Source organism: Peptococcaceae bacterium 1198_IL3148 (assembly GCA_036763105.1).
Classification (GTDB): domain Bacteria; phylum Bacillota; class Desulfotomaculia; order Desulfotomaculales; family Desulfohalotomaculaceae; genus JBAIYS01.
This window is the reverse complement of the sequence record JBAIYS010000004.1, coordinates 1-18,786: the sequence shown is the minus strand read 5'-3', so window position 1 is coordinate 18,786 and position 18,786 is coordinate 1. Positions and strand designations below refer to the sequence as shown.

Below are 18,786 nucleotides of genomic sequence, written 5' to 3'. Positions count from 1 at the left end.
CAACTAATTATTGTTTTTAACATATTACCCTGCAGGAAAAATATCGTAAATATCCAATTTCTATAATAATAAATTAATTGGCTATTATTATAGGGGGTTTTTGATAAATGGATATATCCAAATATCTGCATAGCAGCAAATTATCTGCAACCAGTAAAGAGCCACTATATTTACAAATTGCAAAATCAATTAAAGATAAAATTATTGATCGCTCGCTGATGCCGGGAACCAAATTACCCCCAGAGCGCGAGCTTGTTTCCCTTTTTAACATTAGTCGAACCACCGCAATAAATGCTTATCGGTGGTTAGAACAACAGGAATTAGTAGTTACTAAAGTGGGCAGTGGAACCTATGTTAATGATATTACTGCAAACCATAGCATCTCACCCCGGGTACCGTGGTCTCAATTATTTGTTCCTTACCCCCAAAATCCCATGTCCTCAATATTAAAAGAAATGGTATCAACCACTGGCTCTGGTGAATTAATATCCTTAGCCACCGGTATGCCTGACCCAACTTTATATCCTATTAACACTTTTAAGAACCTACTGGCCAAACACATAGATCAAGTGGACCTTTCGGATTTTGGTTATATTCCCACCGAAGGCTATACACCATTACGCCATTCAATTGCCAGTTTGCTCAAAACAAAAGGTATTAATAGCACCTGGGACAAAACAATGATCCTTTCAGGATCACAACAAGGATTATATTTAATTAGCAAGGTTATGTTAGAACCTGGTGATTATGTCATTGTGGAATCACCAACTTATATCGGTGCCATTCAAATTTTTCAAGCAATTGGTGCCAAAATATTAGTGTTGCCGGTTGCAGACAGCTTTCCATTGGAGATTTTGGAAGATTACTTAATCCGCTACCGCCCCAAAATGTTTTATACAATCCCTACCTTTCAAAATCCCACTGGCAGTGTTTTATCTGAGTATGACCGACACCAATTGTTAAATTTGGCGTCTCGGCACCGTTTAGTTGTTGTTGAGGATGACCCCTATGGAGATTTATACTATGGTGAAAAACCCCCATTAGCCCTTAAGTCTTTGGACAATTATGACGTGGTTATATATATGGGAACCTTTTCAAAAATCCTTTCTCCCGGTCTGCGTCTGGGTTATATTGCCGGACACCCGGCTTTAATTCAGCGCCTGGCTTTAGAAAAACAGTATATTGATCTTCACAGCAGCAACTTTTCACAACTACTGATTCAATTGTATCTAGATGCTGGACTTTTAGAAGACCACCTTTCACTTGTAAGGCAAGAGTATAAAAAAAGAAGAGATGCTATGATTACCGCCATTAAAGACCACTTTGGTAACCAGCTGCAGTTTACAGTGCCAGAGGGTGGCTTTTATATTTGGTGCAGACTAGAAAACTTTATGACTACCTCCAAGCTATTACAGCAAGCAATAAAAAAAGGCGTCTTCTTTGTTCCCGGCGAAGCCTTTTACACACTTCCCAATGAAAACAAGGAATTCCGCCTAAGTTTCGCAACACATCCGGAAAATATATTGATAGAGGGTATAGAAAGACTTTACTGCGCCTTTGAGACCGTTAACAAAAGTTATCAAAAGCAAAACTCCATCAGGGTTACAAGGCCGATTGTATGACTTCAGCTTCTAGTAAACCCAAACAAAACTATGTTGACGTTTTCAAAGATATTCTTTCCCCACATGGGGTGCGACTTGAGAACATGAGCACCTTGGACATACTTTGGGAGAGTTTCAATCCACGCACCCGCATGGGGTGCGACGGTAACACTATGGTACCGCTACGATTTGTGAGTGTTTCAATCCACGCACCCGCATGGGGTGCGACAATCCTGGCTGAGTGTTTGGTCTAAGAAGTATATCAGTTTCAATCCACGCACCCGCATGGGGTGCGACTGGATATGCTACCACTTAAATAAAAACACTGGTGTTTCAATCCACGCACCCGCATGGGGTGCGACGCTCTAGTATATACGCAACAAATGACAATAACCGAGTTTCAATCCACGCACCCGCATGGGGTGCGACGCCCATTCAGATACTGTCAGATCCGGTGGCGGTGGTTTCAATCCACGCACCCGCATGGGGTGCGACGGTCATGTACCAATAACTAGAACTATCAGTACAGGTGTTTCAATCCACGCACCCGCATGGGGTGCGACCATCATTATCACTGACTTGAATTGTGATTGTGTGTGTTTCAATCCACGCACCCGCATGGGGTGCGACGTTTATATACTAGACGAAACCAGGGTACCTGATGTTTCAATCCACGCACCCGCATGGGGTGCGACCACTGTAGAGCAACAATTGGCGCACATAGCTAGTGTTTCAATCCACGCACCCGCATGGGGTGCGACACGACCGAATGTTTTATTAACCAGGCTAAGCATGTTTCAATCCACGCACCCGCATGGGGTGCGACAAGCTTCTAGCGGGACAGTACAGGACACTACACTTGTTTCAATCCACGCACCCGCATGGGGTGCGACACTATTATAGGTAGTTATTTGTCTTAATACAATAGTTTCAATCCACGCACCCGCATGGGGTGCGACGTAACCGGCGGGCAGCTAAACCTTATAATGCTGGTTTCAATCCACGCACCCGCATGGGGTGCGACGTTCTTCGAAGGTCTTAGCCCGGCCTTTAATAAATGGTTTCAATCCACGCACCCGCATGGGGTGCGACAGTTATATTTAAGCTGGTGTCCTGCCGTTTCGGTGTTTCAATCCACGCACCCGCATGGGGTGCGACCCTAGCAGCTGTAAAACGGCCGGCCACTTCCACGTTTCAATCCACGCACCCGCATGGGGTGCGACCCGGTACCAGAAACTGACTACAAAGCTCTCTATGTTTCAATCCACGCACCCGCATGGGGTGCGACCTGCAGTTGTTACGGCAATTGGAATCCTAGTTGGTTTCAATCCACGCACCCGCATGGGGTGCGACTATATTGATGGATTAACAAGCGCAGAATTAACAGTTTCAATCCACGCACCCGCATGGGGTGCGACTGTATCGCCGCGTATCGACTGACATGCAGGTAGAAGTTTCAATCCACGCACCCGCATGGGGTGCGACAGCCTACTTCTTTGTCCGCCTCAATCGGTAGCGGGTTTCAATCCACGCACCCGCATGGGGTGCGACAGTCAAAGTAAAAAACGTTGTTAACAAAGGCTTTATAGGCACTGCTTTTGCGAAACTATTTTAGGTATGTCTTTTTTATTAGAATTGTAGAACCAAAAACACAGCTACCCTTTATTATATCAGCAGTGCGAAAGCACACGGTAATTAATGAGAGCTATGGGTTCGCATCAATTATAAGGATGCCTTCAGGATCATAAATTTCTTTATTTCCATAATGCTCAACACGTCTTTTCCAACTAGACCCAAGAAAATAATAACGCAAGCTATCGGTTTCTGGATTTACTATGCTTTCTAAACGATGTTTAAGATCGGTAAATTGTGTTGGATCAACTAGGCATTCAAATACTGAATTTTGTACCCTTTGCCCAAAATTTTGACATTGTTTAGCAACTTGGCGCAAACGTTTCTTACCTGCGGCAGTGGTTACATTAACATCGTAAGTTATCAGTACCATCATAACAAACACCTCATTTCCAGAAAAACGGCGGGTAGTCTTCAATATCTCCCCTAACATGTCTGGCTAATAGCATAGCCTGAATGTAAGGTACAAGCCCCAATGGAACTTTTTCTTCTAAAAAAGGGTGAATTATCTCTTCTTGCTTGCGTTTTTGCCAGGCTACAAGCACTTCCTTTCTTGTTTTTTCATCCATTATAACTGCACCATTTTCTTTAACGACAAATCCATTGGCGTTAATTTGATTACGGTTTATAAGTGTCGCTGCAAGCCTATCTGCAAAATGGGGCCTTAATTCTTCCATTACATCGAGTGCAAGGCTTGGTCTTCCAGGCCTATCCCGATGTAAAAAACCTGCCTGCGGGTCAAGACCAATACTTTCAAGTGCAGCCACAACCTCGTGGGTTAGCAAAGTATACAAAAAGGATAACAAACAATTTATTCGATCTAATGGTGGACGGCGATTTCTTTCACTCATACTGAAGTCTTCTTTCTGGCTAAGTATTAGCTGGTTAAAAGCAGAAAAATACAAGTATGCAGCTTGTCCCTCCACCCCTCTTAGAGTATGTAGATCTTTTACTTTTTGTAATTGCTTTGCCAAACTAGCTAAATTCTTCATCGTATCGGTAAGTAGCGTTGTATCGACAACTTGGGGGTGGTCCCGCACTGCACGATGCAATACTGCTCTGCTGTTCATAATTTTAGCTGAAATAAAGCGGGTTGCCATTCTAAGCGTAATGATCTCATTTTCCGTCCAGCGATACTGATTTTTTCTCAAAAGAATATTGCCAGATACTTTACCGGTTACACGCCCTTTGAATTTCCCGTACTCTGTTAAGAAAGAAAGTGTCACGCCCCTTTCACAACATAAATGCATCAGCCCGGGACTTGCTCCAGCAAAACCAAAACAAACTATCCCCTCCAAATTATGCACTGGAATACGAAACCTAATCTCATTGTCAATTTTAATTAACACATTTTCTCCGTCACGAGCTAAGTACGCATTTGGCATGGTTACATAAAGGGTGTTTAGAAGTTTTCTCAATAATCCTTCACCTCCAAATCAACCATTTGAGCCAAATACTCCTTAACTGAACGATGACGAATGGTGAGACTGGGTTGACATATTTCTTTTAATGAACATAGAGAACAATGTTTACCTTTTTGGGCTTTAGGTGTCTTCCCGTCTGCGAACATCTGATGCATCTTGCTTGAAAGTTCTTCAACACGTGTGCGTAATTGTTGGTTAATGGCTATTTCTACCCTACGTTTTGTTTGAGCGTAATATAGAAACCCAAATTCAATCTTCACCCCCAACATTTCCTCCAATGCCATCGCTTGGGCGCAAAGTTGTACCGCATCACGATCGTCCCGTTTAGGGCGTCCCCGTTTGTATTCCACAGGGCACGGACGCCACCAACCTTTTCGATTTTTTAGACGCACTGTAACTTCTTCCAATACATCGCCTGTTCTGTAAAATTCAACAATATCTGCTACACCACGAAGACCAAGTTTTTTGCTTACCACTGGCATCGCCCTAACCACCCTGACGTCTTTACGAGTTTCATTTTCAAAGGGATTATCGGCCCGCTCATGGAGGTACTTTCCTTCCATTGTGCGGGCATTTTCTGCCCAGGCTTGTTCAATATGAATAAGTGCCCATTGCCGCTCGCAAAATGCCATATGTTGGATTCCAGAAAGAAGAAGATAGTCTTCTTCTAAGTGACGTTTCTCCATATATTTTATCTCTCAATTAACTTTACGCTTGGGGGAATCTCTTCTTTGTCTATTGATACAATGTAGTCACTAAAATCTCTAGCTGGTTTATTTGCATCTATTCGATTAACTGTAACGGCATCAAAGAGTTTCTGTACAGAGATATCTCCCATCTTTGACGAGTGCTCAAAAATTATTAGTTTTCTTGTTCCCATAAGTCCACGAGCAGCTGAACGATCATGTTCAAACATATTTTCCAACGCTTCCCATAAGAGTTCTAGATCATTTTCAGAAAAGCCAGTCTGATTGGCCAGTGGTGCAGAAACAAAACCATGGGCGCGATAAAGTCCGTAAGGGACAGTAAATTTTCGACCCATTGTTCGATTATCACCGCCTTGTTTTTCCGCTTCCGTTGCTGTGGTCACAGCCATTCGTGTAATACTATGCTCAAGCGAAACAATTGGGTCTATTGAGCGCCCAAAGGTGAGCTGTACAGGACCACGAACTTGGCCAGCGTTTGCGCCTGTTGTTAAAACTGCCCCAAAGGTTCTTATGTCAAAAAAGTTCTGACACATGAACTGCTTAGCACGATCTATTTCTTTGCCTTGACCCTGGCCAACTTTATTTCGTTTTTTCCCATCTGCCGGGTCAGTTGGAGGTTCGTTTAAATTAATGTTTAAGCTAATGTATGCTTGTTCAATAGTATTGTTTAATATAGCTTTTTCTTTAACAAAAATTCCATATGGGGGTTGTTCAGACATTTTTAGCCCTATATAATTTCTTACCTTCCTTTTCAAACAAACATCGGTTATCAGCCCATGCCCAGTTTCTGCATCAATCCGTGGTAAATTTCCTGCATCAGGATCACCGTTAGGGTTGCCATCTTTAACATCAAACAAAATAATAAAATCATAACGTTTTTCAATATTTCCCATAAGTTTTACACCCTTTCTTAATTATTTATTATTCTTTTAACTAGTCATTGTTTTTTGTGGCAAAAAAATCTTGTCTCTGATGATAATACCCAATTGCAAAGAGCCCTTGTTCATGTAAATTAAGGTGTGCAGGAAAACCGTTTAGATTACCCATAATTTCACCCAATAAACGCTCAAAATTTACCACCCGTCCTTTGTTTTCAATTTTAGCCAAATGATGATTTTTAAGTCGCAGTAAATTGGGATAGACAGTTACCGGTGCCGCACAGGCCGACCCATAAAAGCGTTCTCTAATGGTAGCATTTATGCCAGGATTTGCCTCTTCTTGTATTTTCTCCAGGGCAGCAAATAACCTTCCTAATTGATAACCAACCGATGTTTGACTTGCATCCAACTCCATCCTTACCTCCTTATAATTTTTATTTGGATAAAACCGATAATAGCGATTTAAATATGCTTTAATCAGGGCTGCACGAACAGGCTTTACTCTTTTTTCAGTATCGCTACGAATACGTCGAAGGACAGCCTGCATTAATGTAGTTGGGTAGGGTGTACCATTCAGGATTGAGCGCATAAAATCACCAGCAAGATTAGGAGGAATGTTTTCACTTTTGTCCTGAGTGGCAATATTAACCAAAATACGCCAAATCGAGTAATATTCTGGTTCATTTTGTGATTTAACTATGGTAAAGTCATCGAAATACTGTCTTATGCGAGAGGCAAACTCAGATATTGTACCCACTTGCCAAAAACGAATAGATATTCGTGCAGCATTGGGTGCCAGCCCTAGAATATAAAATTGATCATCTCCATCGTCTTCCATATAAGATCCTGTATTGACCGAATCAAATAAAGCCTTTATTCTTTCAGTTCCCGCGTCTGGGTTATCTTTTTCTGGTTCTTTAAAAAAGAAGGAAAAATCGGATTCAAAAGCAGACTCTTTCTTTGACCAGAAAACCGTTGATGCATCGCCGATATGTATACACTGTCTTGACGAATCAAGTAAAGCATTAAGGGCTTTGCCATATTGGGAAGCTACAACTTTGCTAATAGGAGCATTGTAGCTTTGTGTTTTGGCATAAGAATTAAAAGCATCTTTATTAAAGCTTACAATACATGCCCCCGCAGTCTGTGCTCCCCAAACCCCTTTAGTAACCGGATGTGTCGCTTCAATGGCGACCTTTTCTTCTCCTGTAACTAGACATGTTCCGACCACTGAATCTGGTGCATTTTGATTAATCATTTTTTTCAACGCATTTACCACAGTTGGAGAATTAAAAATTATTTTATAATCTGTTTGAAGCACTCTAAAACTAACTTTTACTTTGCCCTCTTTAAATAACTCACCATATTCAGAATGATTTAGAACTGGATTAAAATGGTCTCTATTCTCTAAACCTTTTTGAAGAAAATTGCGTACTGCGTTAACACCTATATCAGTTGTTTGACCAATCCATTTGTCAATTGCTTCAATCATGCTCTGAAGCCTTATATTTCCTTTATCACCCAATCCGAAGACAAATCCTGAATTATCCCAAAGCAAATTAGCGTCTTTGCCACTATTAGAATGTTTCAATGCCTGATTACCAATGTTAGGTAGATCAAATGGATGTGGAATTTTCTTTCTTCCAACAGGCTCTCGTAAATCAATAACATTTAGTGGAGTTCCTTCATAGTCAAGCTCTATTAGAAAGTCTATTCCTCCTTTTATCCAACCATCCTGTGCTATTAAACCTTCAGCCGCCTTTCGATCATAGTACTCTTTCAAGGCGAGTAAGATCATCCTCTCACCTCCACCACCCTTCGGTCGGTATTCACAACCCCTTTATCCATTTGGGCACGGAAAAACAAAGGGATTGGTTCTCTTTCGTCACGTTCAAAATCCATATCATACAACATAAATCCTAAGTCCCGCGTATCACTGATTGTCTTCGCTGGTTCTTTATCTGGATTCTTAATTAACCGAAAATCACAGGCGAATTCTCGACAACCCAAATAGGGTCTGTGGAAACATTGACCCTTTTTTGCTCGCCGTTCAAACATAGCCGCGTATTTTGCCTCAGTTTCATCTAGCCTTAAAACATCATTACTCTCATATTTGTCTGCCCAAACTACTGGGTGCATTGAACGGTTATTCTTTCGTTGTTGAGGTGATAAAAAGTCAAAATACCCGTGAATACGGTACCTGACATCTCTTAAAAAAAGCCCAGCCCGTTGCTGACGTTCATCTTCGATGAAAATGCCCATCGGGGCTCCAAGCGCACCTGTCATTTGTTTTGCTGTAGGAATAGGCATTACTTTACCAACCTCATTTCTGCGGACAGAAATCCATTTGATTGGGTTAAGCACTTCTATTTTCGTGATATTCCAGCGAATTGCAGGCTTCCATAGAATTGACTCGAAAATTGCTCTGGCTGCGGATGGAGTGATTACATCATAGCTTACGCGTTCAACTTTCATCTCTGGACGAGTAAAACAGGCATAGTCACCCCATACTTCCAAACACCAATTATGCACTTCTTAACAACTCCTTTCTAGAAAATAAATTGCTCTGGATCATACACGGTTTCTTCAATGATAAGGCCAACTTCCTCTGAATAATCCAGATTTGATGATAAGGCAAAAATCTGGGGATATACTTCTTCTATAGCGCCACGATGCCTTAATTCATTAAATTCATGGTTATAAACGTTGACTGTATATCTCTGTAATTTTCTTAATAACCAACGATCAGGTCCCATTGAGTGTAATAAATCGATAAGCTTTTCTCCTTCTCCGTAGCGAACAAAAATTGTTTTTTGCATAGTGTCATCAATAATCTTAAATTTTTTAGCAGCAGTGCGAAAATAAATACTACAGTCATCTTGGGGACTTAACAGAGAAACAATTTCGTAAGTATCCAATGAATTAGCCTTCCAATACAACTCAGCAAAATATGGCTCAAAATAATCATATCCTAATGGATCCTTATCATTTGACAAAACCATGCTACTGGTAGTGTCTGCAGCTTTACGAAGAATTCCCTGGGGTGCTTTTCTAGGGGGATTAAAAACGACTACTTTGCCCAGTTCGGACAATTTGCCTTCTCTATTACAACGGCCCGCGGCTTGTGCAATGGAATCTAGACCAGCAAGGGCCCTATATACTACCGGAAAATCCAAATCCACCCCGGCCTCAACAAGTTGCGTGCTAATTACCCGAACCGGCTCACCGCTCTTTAACCTTTGTTTGATTTCTTCGATTATTTCACTGCGATGCTGTCCACACATCAGAGCAGATAGATGATATGTCCCTTTAGGCATCAACTTGTGTAATTCGCGACAGCTTTTTCGATCAGAAACAATACATAGTACTTGTTCATAATGTATTAACTCTTCGGAAATTTGCTCCCAACTTGATATGGTTTGGGAATCCTTGGGGAATTGCACTTGATAACGAATTAGTGATTGATAAAGTAATTTAACTTCTTCTTCATCACCCATAATCTCTTTGATATTTTTTAACCCTTTAAATGGTTGCCCATCAACAACACGCTCTTTAAATGCAGGTTGGGTTGCGGTAGAAATTACAAAAGTCACATGATAGTGGTCAACTAGTAATTGCATTGTTTCAAGAATTGGTGCTAGGAATTCGATCGGAACTAATTGGGCTTCATCTAATATAATCACAGAACCCACAATATTATGTAACTTGCGACAACGACTAGGTTTTGCTGCGAATAACGACTCAAAAAATTGTACAGAAGTGGTCACAATTACTGGGGCATCCCAATTTTCCGCAGCCAATCGTAATTTGGTGCTAATATCATCCTCATCTATACTTGCATGGTGTTCGACAACTTGATTTTCTCCCAGCACCGAACGAAAAACATCAGCATTTTGTTCAATGATACTGGTGTATGGTATCACATAGATAATGCGCTTAAGTTGGTGCACTTTGGCATGTTCAAGGGCAAAAGCAAGGCTGGATAATGTTTTTCCACCCCCAGTTGGTACTGAAAGTGAAAAGACCCCTTGATCCTCTTTGGCCATTTGCACACACTTAGCTTGAATATTCCTTCTGATTTTATTTACTTTTGTATCATCAGATTTCTCATCTAGCCGCTTTCTAAACATGTTAAATCGATCTAGCAGTTCCGACATGGAGCAATAACCGCCTCTAATAAGTGCTTTATCGCTATCCATATACTGTTCGGTGTCTAAAAAGTCTGCATCCACCAGACTTGAATATAGCATTCTTATCCATAAAGCTAAATCTAACCCTCTATCAAATTTCCATGGAGGAGAAGTTGGTTTTGCTTGTCGGATACTATTAATAATAGTTGGATCTATATCTGCCAGATCTTTAACTTGGCTTTTCTGGAATTGGAGCGACCCTTGTCCTGCCCCTTCTGAACTGGACCAATCCGGTAGTCCTGTATGATGACCAGCAATACAGTAGCTCATTATTCTTCCTATCCCTTTGCCATACAAACGCTCTGCTAATTCAGCACCATGTATAGCATGCGGAACTTTACCTTTTTTACCTTCCAGATGTGCCTCTTCATCATAGCCACTTTTTAGTTGCAGATATTTTTGCCACATCAACCTGCCTTTACCAGCATCATGAGCTAAACCAATTGCTTTTCCCCATGCTCCGGATTGGAATTTAGATGCATATATTTCTGCTAATTTAGCTGTGTTTTCTAAATGATCTGATAATTTATGAGGAGTTGCCCAACTGCCATCATCTTTCTTGCGCACATGTGCAATTAATTCCTTACACATTTTTTATTATATCTACCTTCCTCTAGTTATTTTCTTTAGCCAGTAATTAATAATACAAATTTTCTCATTTTATAGCATATTCCATAAGCGTTTTCTTTTTCCTTCTAGATTTATTGTAAAACGGTGTAATTAATTAGTTATAAATATCTATATATTACAACTATTAAAAAAGCTAACAAGCTCTATATACCAGAGCTTGTTAGCTTTTTGCTAGAGGTTTTCAATAAATAAACGAATTACATCGGCGCCACCAATAAATGTGCCTATTGAGCCGCCTACGTTTGCCAACGTAACGATAAGCAAAATTCTGGTCACCTTGTTATTCCAAAAGCCTTTAATACTAAAAATATCCTCCGCCAGGTTTTCAAAATCCCTTACGCTGGGGCGTCGAATATAGGCTTGGGCGAGCCCGGCAAACCACCCTGCCGCTATTAAAGGGTGTAGGGTAGTTATTGGTGCCACCAAAAAAGCGGTAAGTATAGCAAGGGGATGTCCAAAGGCAATGGCAGTGCCGAGGGCTGCCAGCGAACCAGTCCATAACACCCAACTTATTGATTGCTGGGCACCCACTGTGGGATTGGTAATAAAGGTGTAAGCGATAAGCGCTATAATCAGGATGGGAATTGACCAGCCAATGATTTTGGTTGCATTTGATTTAACAGGCACTTGCGATAACTGGCTTAAATCATGGTCCTTTTTAATTTCTTCTTTAATACCAGGAACATGGGCCGCTCCCAGAACAGCAACAATTTTGTTTCCTGGGGCCTCTCTGATCTTTTGTGCTAAATATTGGTCCCGCTCATCAACTAAAGGGGTCTTTAATTTAGGAAAGGATTTTGTAAAATCATTAAGTATTGAGTTAAGCATATCTTGGGATTTCAGTTTCTCCAATTCCTCTTCGGTAATGCTTTCATCGTTAAAAATACTAAAAATGATTTCTACCATGAGCTTTACTTTTCCCCAAAAACCTACACTATGCCAAATACGAGCAAAGGTTATTTGAATATTTCTGTCGGCCAGTACCAAGTTAGCACCAATTTCTTTGGCTGAATTAATCCCCTGAATCATTTCTTGTCCAGCATTAATACCGAATTGTTTTGCTATCCGCTTTTGAAATGAAGACATCACAAGATTAATTAATAGCAGCGTGGCCTTTTTTTCTTTAATAATCTTAAAAATATCTGTATCTTGCCACTTGTTTCCTTCGGTTACTGTCTTATAGCGTTGTTCGTCCAATTCTATGCAAACAGAATCTGGCTTTTCATATTCAATAACTTCCTTTACCAATTCAGCACTACGCTTTGATACATGGGCAGTACCAATTAGTATAAATTCTTTATCATCTAGGGCTATTCTTGTAATGTTTTCATTTTCTGCGAACATCTATTACCTTCCTTTACATTGACTGAACTATCTTTATTAAAAATTAATTCCTTGCCACTTTGGTTAAATCGCCTGATATTCAGGTTTTAAGCTGTCTTTAAACTGACTTAGTTGCAGCTCGAATTCGGGAATTCCCGATGCATAGGGTGCAATTTCATACTGTGAAAAATAGACAACAATTTTACCTTCCGTTATATAGAAATTTTGATCATCGGCAATGGTTTTAAAGCCCATATCACCAGAAAAATAAATTTCAGGTTCTTTGGCAATTTGATTACTAATTTCTTGGTTAATTAAGTCTTTATAATTAACCCCCTCTTTAAACATAGATTTGAGGGAAATTTGCTCTCCGGAATTTATGTCCACGTTATAAGTTGTTTTGGCCGTTCCACCATGGGCACCACCGGTATATGTGTACACAGTTGTGGTCAAGCTTAAAATACCTTGCTGATTATAAGAAATATCATAATCGGCAATCAATTCATAGGGCCTAAAGGGAAAACCACTTTGTTTTAGATCTTCGGCAGTTTGTTCTGCTTCCTTTTGCATGGAATCCCTCAGTTGGTACACCGAGTTAAATTGGTTATTAAGCTGCTTTTGGGCGGCTTCATTTTGCATATCGCTAATTTGTGGTATTCTTAGTTTCACTTCGATAAACTCGTTCTTAAGGTTTTCTTCCTTGGCCACAATAGTTACTTGATGCTGCTTTTGCGTTATTACCTCTTCCGAGGTTACATTTTGTACATTTTCTCCTGCTTTAGCACCACAACCAGCAGTGGTTATTAAAACTGCTAATAACACTATCATCGCTATTTTTCTCATGTAATCACCCTTTTATTAAAATCTCCTAGTATTCTTTTCGGTACTTACAGGGTTATCCCTTTTTTGCAAAAGAAAATAAAAGGTGATAATTTATATCCTTAGGAAATAAATTATCACCTTTTTCAATCGTTTAAGTCGGCTTTCGATGCGCCTTAGCGCATACGAATTTCCTCATGGCGCAACCCTCTTTGACTTCAGTTCTGCCTATGCTAAATCCGCTTTCCAAAGTCCATGAAGATTGCAGTAAGCAAAGGCAATTTCCAATTTATCATCATCTGTAAGGGCAAACTCAACTGTGGGCTCATCATTTGCCATAAGTGTTTTACGTTGGCCACCTTTTTCAGTCTGAATATATACCCAACTGATATTGTGTTGCTCTGTCATTGGATGGGGTGCTGAACCAATGTCGATAGTTACTTTATTTCCTTCAACGGTAATAACAGGTACATGCTTTTCAGCTGCAGCATCGGTTGTGTTAGCCACCAGCTCGGTCATTTCTTCCCCACAACAAATTAAAGGGACCCCTGCATTGTTGATCAGCCCGATAATATTACCACAGTGCTTGCAAATATAAAACTTTTGTCTTTCTTGTTTCATTTCTGAAACCTCCTTTATCATCTCCTGGCTTCACCAGGCTATTCCTAAGGATGCTATGTTAAAAATATTTTTATTTCTATGCTGGATATTTTTTTATTTTTCTTAATTATAGTTTATATATTACCATGAATAAACCTTAACTGTATTAATAAAATTATTAATTAATTATTAAACAATCAAATTTTTTGTTCCTGTAAAACAAGATTATTGCTTCCAAGGCATATAACCCTGGTAATATTAATAAAGCATAAAATGGATTTACTTATAACCCAATACTAGAGTGGCACAACGGCGCAAACGGAAAGCACGGTGCCCTGCACCGTGAACCTGATGTCGAATTTCCCAAACCTTAGGCCATAGATGCGCTTAGGGTCGTTCTGATATGACGGCCTTGGGTCATGAGCCAGTACACCTAGTAGTGCTTGATGCTGTTCCTCGGGAATAAGCCGGAGCCATTGTTCAGGGAAGTCCACCTCCAGTCCATAGTCCTTGAGCGGGTCGGCGAACCCACCCACTGCATCCGGATGACTGTCGGTAAAGGGAAGGTAAGGCTTAATGTCGTAGATGGGAGTGTTATCCATCAGGTCTGCTCCCAAAACGTGCAACACCGGGCCTAGGTCGGGATGCATCTCAATGCAGTCCAGTTTAACAGAGGAAAGTCCAATGGCATTGGGACGGAAGGGCGAACGAGTGGCAAAAACCCCCATCCGCCTGTTACCGCCCAGACGCGGAGGTCGCACCGTCGGAGACCATTTGTCGCGCTTCGCTTCGGAGAATCCCCAGATGAGCCAGATGTGCGAGAATTCTTCCAGTCCGCGCAGAGCGTCAGAATTGCGGTATTCCGGCTCAAACACGATCACCGCTTTCAAGGCCTCGATGATGCCACTTTGACGAGGAATACCAAACTTGGTTGGGAAATCTGTACGGATACGGGCAATGATTTTCATGAAAGTACGCTCCTTATCAAAGTACTGGCAATCTAATGTTAAATTATTGAGCTTGCTCTTCGGGTTCGGGCTTGGGTGTTCTCAAATTTTTCACCCCTGTTCTAACCAGTACAACTGCAAATATCACCCGCAAAGCCACTTCAGGTAACATATGAGCAAAGGAACCGCCAAGATATGAACCCACAAGAATGCCTAAAATCAGGCCAGGTAAAATGTTAGTGCTGACATTTCCTAAACTCCAATGTGTATAGGCTCCAACTATTCCAACCGGAACCATGGCGAGAAGAGAGGATCCTTGGGCTGTGTACTGGGTAAAACCTGCAAGCAGCACCATTGCAGGTACCATTATGGTGCCACCTCCCACTCCCATCATACCAGAAAGAAAACCAGTAAAGCCGCCTGCCAATAAAAAGATCAGTATCTTTAACCAGCCAACGACAGTTTCATCTGCCTGAGGCAAATAAGGTTTAATAAGTAGCAGCACCGCCATAAAAATTAAAAAGCCACCAAAATACCTTTTAAGCTTCCATTCGGGAAGAGCATTAGCAAATTTGGCCCCGGCACGGGCAGTAAAAATTGCCGTAGACGCCAAAATTACTGCAGCCAATAAATCAACAGAACCATTTATTGAATATGTAATCGCCCCGGATATACCTGTGAAAACCACTGCCACCAAGCTGGTACCATGGGCCATGTGCTGATTCATTTTAAGAACACCAACCATGAGCGGAATCATGATTACTCCGCCACCAATACCAACAAGTCCACCAAAGAAACCTGCTACAATACCTATTAAAAATCTCATTTTCGTTTTCTCCTATAATAGTTATTAATTTACCTTGTCCGATAAAATACACCCATATTATACCCTGTTCATATACGCAATTTCATACATAAACAAATGTTGTGCTAAAGTAGGTACATTTTTCCTCTTTCTTAATATTATATATTAAATAGTATTGAAAGGAGTGAACTTTTTTGTTATCAAGACAAGAATTTATTAGAGTTTCACTAGAAATAAATCTTTTTTTTCAAAGAATCATGAAGGAACATTTATTTTTTATACAAACCAATTTACAACCAGTTGAAGCTGACTTGATTGAGGAAGCTAATGTGTTAAAACATAGTTTTGAACAACTTTTGGAAGAAACTGTACGCTATGCTAACGGGGTTATATCTGAAGATGCAATTAGATCAAACGAAATCGTTACGCCTTATACTTTAAGAGCAGAGCAAGTAAACTCCAGGTTAACAGGAGCAAGTCTTAACATCGGTATCACCAAGGCTGAACTTGATTTAGTAAGTAATCCCAATTGTGATTATGGAGAATGGCTAGAGAACGAGGTAAGTACTTTAAATGATCGATCATATAATCTGCTTTTAGAAGTAATTGCATTTCAAAACAGACTATTAGATCTGGCGTTAGATTGTGAGATATTTATTACCTTATATCACGAAATGTTAGAGCACGATACCCGTGAAGCAGAATATTACCGAGAATTATTAGAATCCCTCCAAGATAGAGAACTGCCAGACACAACTCTATGTGAAGAGCTTAACTTCTGGAATAATATAATGGCAGAGCATGCCCAATTTATTGATGGAATGTTGGACCCAACTGAGGAACAACTTAAAGAAACCGCTGAAACTTTTGCAGAGAGATTTGAAAGGTTAGTGGAAGAATGTATTGAAACGGCTGAACGGCAAATTGTCCAAAATAGTTTAGATTCTACCAAGAGAATTAGGGATTTTAAAAGAGCCTCCACAGAAGGTATCTTAAAATGTGAAATTAAATCCATTATTCCTCCACTATTGGCAGACCATGTATTGCGTGAGGCGAATCATTATTTAAGACTATTAAGAGTAATGAGAAAGGAGTGAGCAATATATCCTATAAATGTCCCTACTGCAAAAAAAATTTGCAACAGTATATTCCGTTGAGGGATTATGGGGCACGCCCCTTTGTAGTTAATATTGAGAAGGCCACTCTACAAAATAATACTTTTCGTACTGCTTTATGGACAGGGGGATACCTGCAGCTTACCTTGATGAGCATCGATGTTGGAGAAGACATCGGTTTAGAACTTCATACCGACGTTGATCAGTTTATACGCATTGAGCAAGGTGAAGGCCTTGTTATGATGGGAGATAGTAGATATAATTTAGATTTTCAAAGAAGAGTATATGATAACTACGCAATATTTATACCCGCTGGTAAATGGCATAATCTAATCAATACTGGTTCTAAACCGCTTAAATTATACTCTATTTATGCGCCCCCCGAGCATCCCTGGGGCACTGTTCACGAAACTAAAGAGGATGCCATAAATCATATGCCATCGCTGCCGTAGATAAAAAGCATGTTAAACAAACGGTAACAAAAATAAACGCCATCGCGAGTTCTACTGACATGGTAGCGAATTCAATTAAAAATTTATAAACCAAATGCAACTGGCAGTGGCACAATTTAAAGTGGCGAAGAATACTAATGACAGTATTGCAAAAATATATCTGAGAAAGGTAGCCTTCACTGAGGCTACCTTTCTCTTGTTTAGGCAAAGTGTTAGATCTTAATAAACACCTTATTATTATCTTTTGAAATAGGTTCACTAAATATCAAAGGTTATTGGGGTAAAAGTAATTATCGCTCTTAAAGAGGAAGGGAATATCCGCTTTACTTGTCATAGCGGTTTTAAGTGACCCTTTAAACATTTCAACAATTATTTCCACAGGGATATCGGTTTTAAACTCTCCTTTTCCCTGCCCCTCTTTAACTATTGAAGTAACGATATCTTTAAACTCATTTATGGGGCGGTCTGCTGTGAGAATGATTCTTATCATTCATTCTTGAATTTGTTCATAATTTAAGGCAATATTTCAAACAAACCTTGTAGGCAACGATTCGATATTTTTAAGTTAAAAAAGTCGAGCATCGTTAAAGTAGCTTTGGTATTATGTAAATGTGAAACGGGGTGAAATAATGCTAAAGGAACTAAATCATGTGATTGACTATATTGAAGATCATTTAACCGATGACCTATCCCTTGAAATAATTTCTCAATATGCTGGGGTTTCTGACTATCACTTTAGAAAGATATTCTTTTATCTTTCAGGGTTGACTCTTAGTGAATATATCAAAAACAGAAAATTGTCGGAAGCAAATAAGGATTTATTAAATGGAGAAAAGGTAACGGATGTTGCTTTTAAATATGGTTACCAGTCCATAGACGGCTTTACACGAGCATTTAAAAAATGGGGTGGTTTTTTACCCTCAGATGTAATAAAAAAAGGAATCAGCAAATCGTTTCCCAAGCTTTCATTTATAATAACCGTTAAGGGAGGAATTCCTATGGAATTTAGAATTGAAGACAAACCAGCCTTTAATTTAGTTGGTGTAAGTAAACGTGTCCCTATGCAATTTGAAGGTGTTAATAACGAGATTGTAAAGCTTGCCCAAAGCATAACTGACGAACAAAAAGAAGAGATGCATTCTTTGCAAAATATAGCGCCTTATGAGATTGTCAATGCTTCTTATGATGCCGATGCTAATTTCTTAAAAGAAGAAGGAGATTTAACGCACTTGATAGGTGTTTTAACGACTAAAGATCAAGTAAGCGATCGGTTAGACAAAGTACCTGTCCCAGCCTATACTTGGGCAGTATTTCCAAATGAAGGACCATTTCCTTCTACGTTACAACAAACAATGGCAAGGATATATTCGGAATGGCTTCCTTCTTCCAATTACGAAGTAATCAATGCCCCTGCTTTTTCTTTTACTAAAATGGATGAACATAAAAAGGATTATGCTTATAGCGAGGTTTGGGTGCCAGTTCGGAAAAAATAATAATTAAAATACAGGGGCTGATAACCGTTTTGGTATCTTGTGGGAGAATGTAAAGAGTTTCGTGTAAATGGTTAAACTTACCAACAAGGGAGGATGATCATTTTATGCGAAACTCTTCTTCATTAGCGAAGGAACTGGCGAAAGGCTGCCGCTCAGTTGAGGAAATTCAA

16 protein-coding genes, 1 pseudogene and 1 CRISPR repeat array are annotated in these 18,786 nt (G+C 40.0%); of the genes and pseudogenes, 4 read left to right on the top strand and 13 right to left on the bottom strand.

Translation table 11 applies throughout. The features are described 5' to 3' along the window. The first annotated feature begins 107 nt into the window (after window positions 1–107). Window positions 108–1,622, top strand: coding sequence for a PLP-dependent aminotransferase family protein (locus V6C27_05260; protein MEG6615835.1), 1,515 nt, complete (start codon window positions 108–110; stop codon window positions 1,620–1,622). A gap of 43 nt (window positions 1,623–1,665) precedes the next feature. Then, window positions 1,666–3,152: direct repeats of the CRISPR family, unit length 32 nt; unit sequence GTTTCAATCCACGCACCCGCATGGGGTGCGAC. Window positions 3,153–3,306: 154 nt separating this feature from the next. Here V6C27_05260 and cas2 read toward each other — a convergent pair. The 12 genes from cas2 to V6C27_05200 form a co-directional block, all read right to left on the bottom strand. Further along, entirely contained in the window at window positions 3,307–3,609 is a 303-nt protein-coding gene (gene cas2 / locus V6C27_05255; GenBank protein ID MEG6615834.1) for a CRISPR-associated endonuclease Cas2, read from the bottom strand. Between the two features lie 10 nt (window positions 3,610–3,619). Then, the gene (gene cas1c / locus V6C27_05250) at window positions 3,620–4,651 is read right to left on the bottom strand and encodes a type I-C CRISPR-associated endonuclease Cas1c (protein ID MEG6615833.1); all 1,032 of its coding nucleotides are present in this window, start codon (window positions 4,649–4,651) and stop codon (window positions 3,620–3,622) included. Then, on the bottom strand, window positions 4,648–5,343 hold the full coding sequence (cas4, locus tag V6C27_05245; GenBank protein ID MEG6615832.1) for a CRISPR-associated protein Cas4: 696 nt from the start codon (window positions 5,341–5,343) through the stop codon (window positions 4,648–4,650). The genes cas1c and cas4 overlap by 4 nt, the downstream gene beginning before the upstream one ends. 5 nt (window positions 5,344–5,348) lie before the next feature. Next, window positions 5,349–6,257: a type I-C CRISPR-associated protein Cas7/Csd2 gene (cas7c, locus tag V6C27_05240; GenBank protein MEG6615831.1), complete on the bottom strand. Its 909-nt coding sequence runs from the start codon at window positions 6,255–6,257 to the stop codon at window positions 5,349–5,351. Window positions 6,258–6,297: 40 nt separating this feature from the next. Beyond that, window positions 6,298–8,040, bottom strand: coding sequence for a type I-C CRISPR-associated protein Cas8c/Csd1 (cas8c, locus tag V6C27_05235; GenBank protein MEG6615830.1), 1,743 nt, complete (start codon window positions 8,038–8,040; stop codon window positions 6,298–6,300). Beyond that, window positions 8,037–8,774 carry a type I-C CRISPR-associated protein Cas5c gene (cas5c, locus tag V6C27_05230; GenBank protein ID MEG6615829.1) on the bottom strand — a complete coding sequence of 246 codons (738 nt, stop codon included), beginning with the start codon at window positions 8,772–8,774 and terminating at the stop codon, window positions 8,037–8,039. Before cas5c ends, cas8c begins: the two co-directional genes overlap by 4 nt. Window positions 8,775–8,791: 17 nt before the next feature. After that, on the bottom strand, window positions 8,792–10,999 hold the full coding sequence (gene cas3, locus V6C27_05225; GenBank protein ID MEG6615828.1) for a CRISPR-associated helicase Cas3': 2,208 nt from the start codon (window positions 10,997–10,999) through the stop codon (window positions 8,792–8,794). 234 nt (window positions 11,000–11,233) lie between these two features. Further along, window positions 11,234–12,406 (bottom strand): TraB/GumN family protein, encoded by a 1,173-nt coding sequence (locus V6C27_05220; protein MEG6615827.1) that lies wholly within the window; start codon window positions 12,404–12,406, stop codon window positions 11,234–11,236. A gap of 63 nt (window positions 12,407–12,469) precedes the next feature. Beyond that, on the bottom strand, window positions 12,470–13,228 hold the full coding sequence (locus V6C27_05215; GenBank protein MEG6615826.1) for a DUF3298 and DUF4163 domain-containing protein: 759 nt from the start codon (window positions 13,226–13,228) through the stop codon (window positions 12,470–12,472). A gap of 204 nt (window positions 13,229–13,432) precedes the next feature. Next, complete coding sequence (locus tag V6C27_05210) at window positions 13,433–13,825, bottom strand: desulfoferrodoxin family protein (GenBank protein ID MEG6615825.1); 393 nt, start codon at window positions 13,823–13,825, stop codon at window positions 13,433–13,435. A 275-nt stretch (window positions 13,826–14,100) separates the two neighbouring features. Then, window positions 14,101–14,772: a tRNA (N6-threonylcarbamoyladenosine(37)-N6)-methyltransferase TrmO gene (tsaA, locus tag V6C27_05205; protein ID MEG6615824.1), complete on the bottom strand. Its 672-nt coding sequence runs from the start codon at window positions 14,770–14,772 to the stop codon at window positions 14,101–14,103. 43 nt (window positions 14,773–14,815) lie between these two features. After that, window positions 14,816–15,577, bottom strand: a complete 762-nt coding sequence (locus tag V6C27_05200) for a sulfite exporter TauE/SafE family protein (protein MEG6615823.1) — start codon at window positions 15,575–15,577, stop codon at window positions 14,816–14,818. Between the two features lie 173 nt (window positions 15,578–15,750). Here V6C27_05200 and V6C27_05195 point away from each other — a divergent pair, with 173 nt between their 5' ends. Together V6C27_05195 and V6C27_05190 are read left to right on the top strand one after the other, a co-directional pair. Then, entirely contained in the window at window positions 15,751–16,653 is a 903-nt protein-coding gene (locus V6C27_05195; protein ID MEG6615822.1) for a DUF2935 domain-containing protein, read from the top strand. Between the two features lie 56 nt (window positions 16,654–16,709). Further along, window positions 16,710–17,123, top strand: a pseudogene (locus V6C27_05190) (cupin domain-containing protein). 265 nt (window positions 17,124–17,388) lie between these two features. Here V6C27_05190 and V6C27_05185 read toward each other — a convergent pair. Next, window positions 17,389–17,613, bottom strand: a complete 225-nt coding sequence (locus V6C27_05185; GenBank protein MEG6615821.1) for a hypothetical protein — start codon at window positions 17,611–17,613, stop codon at window positions 17,389–17,391. Window positions 17,614–17,752: 139 nt separating this feature from the next. Between V6C27_05185 and V6C27_05180 the strand changes: the two genes are divergently transcribed. Next, a complete protein-coding gene (locus V6C27_05180) occupies window positions 17,753–18,616 on the top strand; it encodes an AraC family transcriptional regulator (GenBank protein MEG6615820.1) in 864 nt (287 codons plus the stop codon). Window positions 18,617–18,786: the final 170 nt, after the last annotated feature.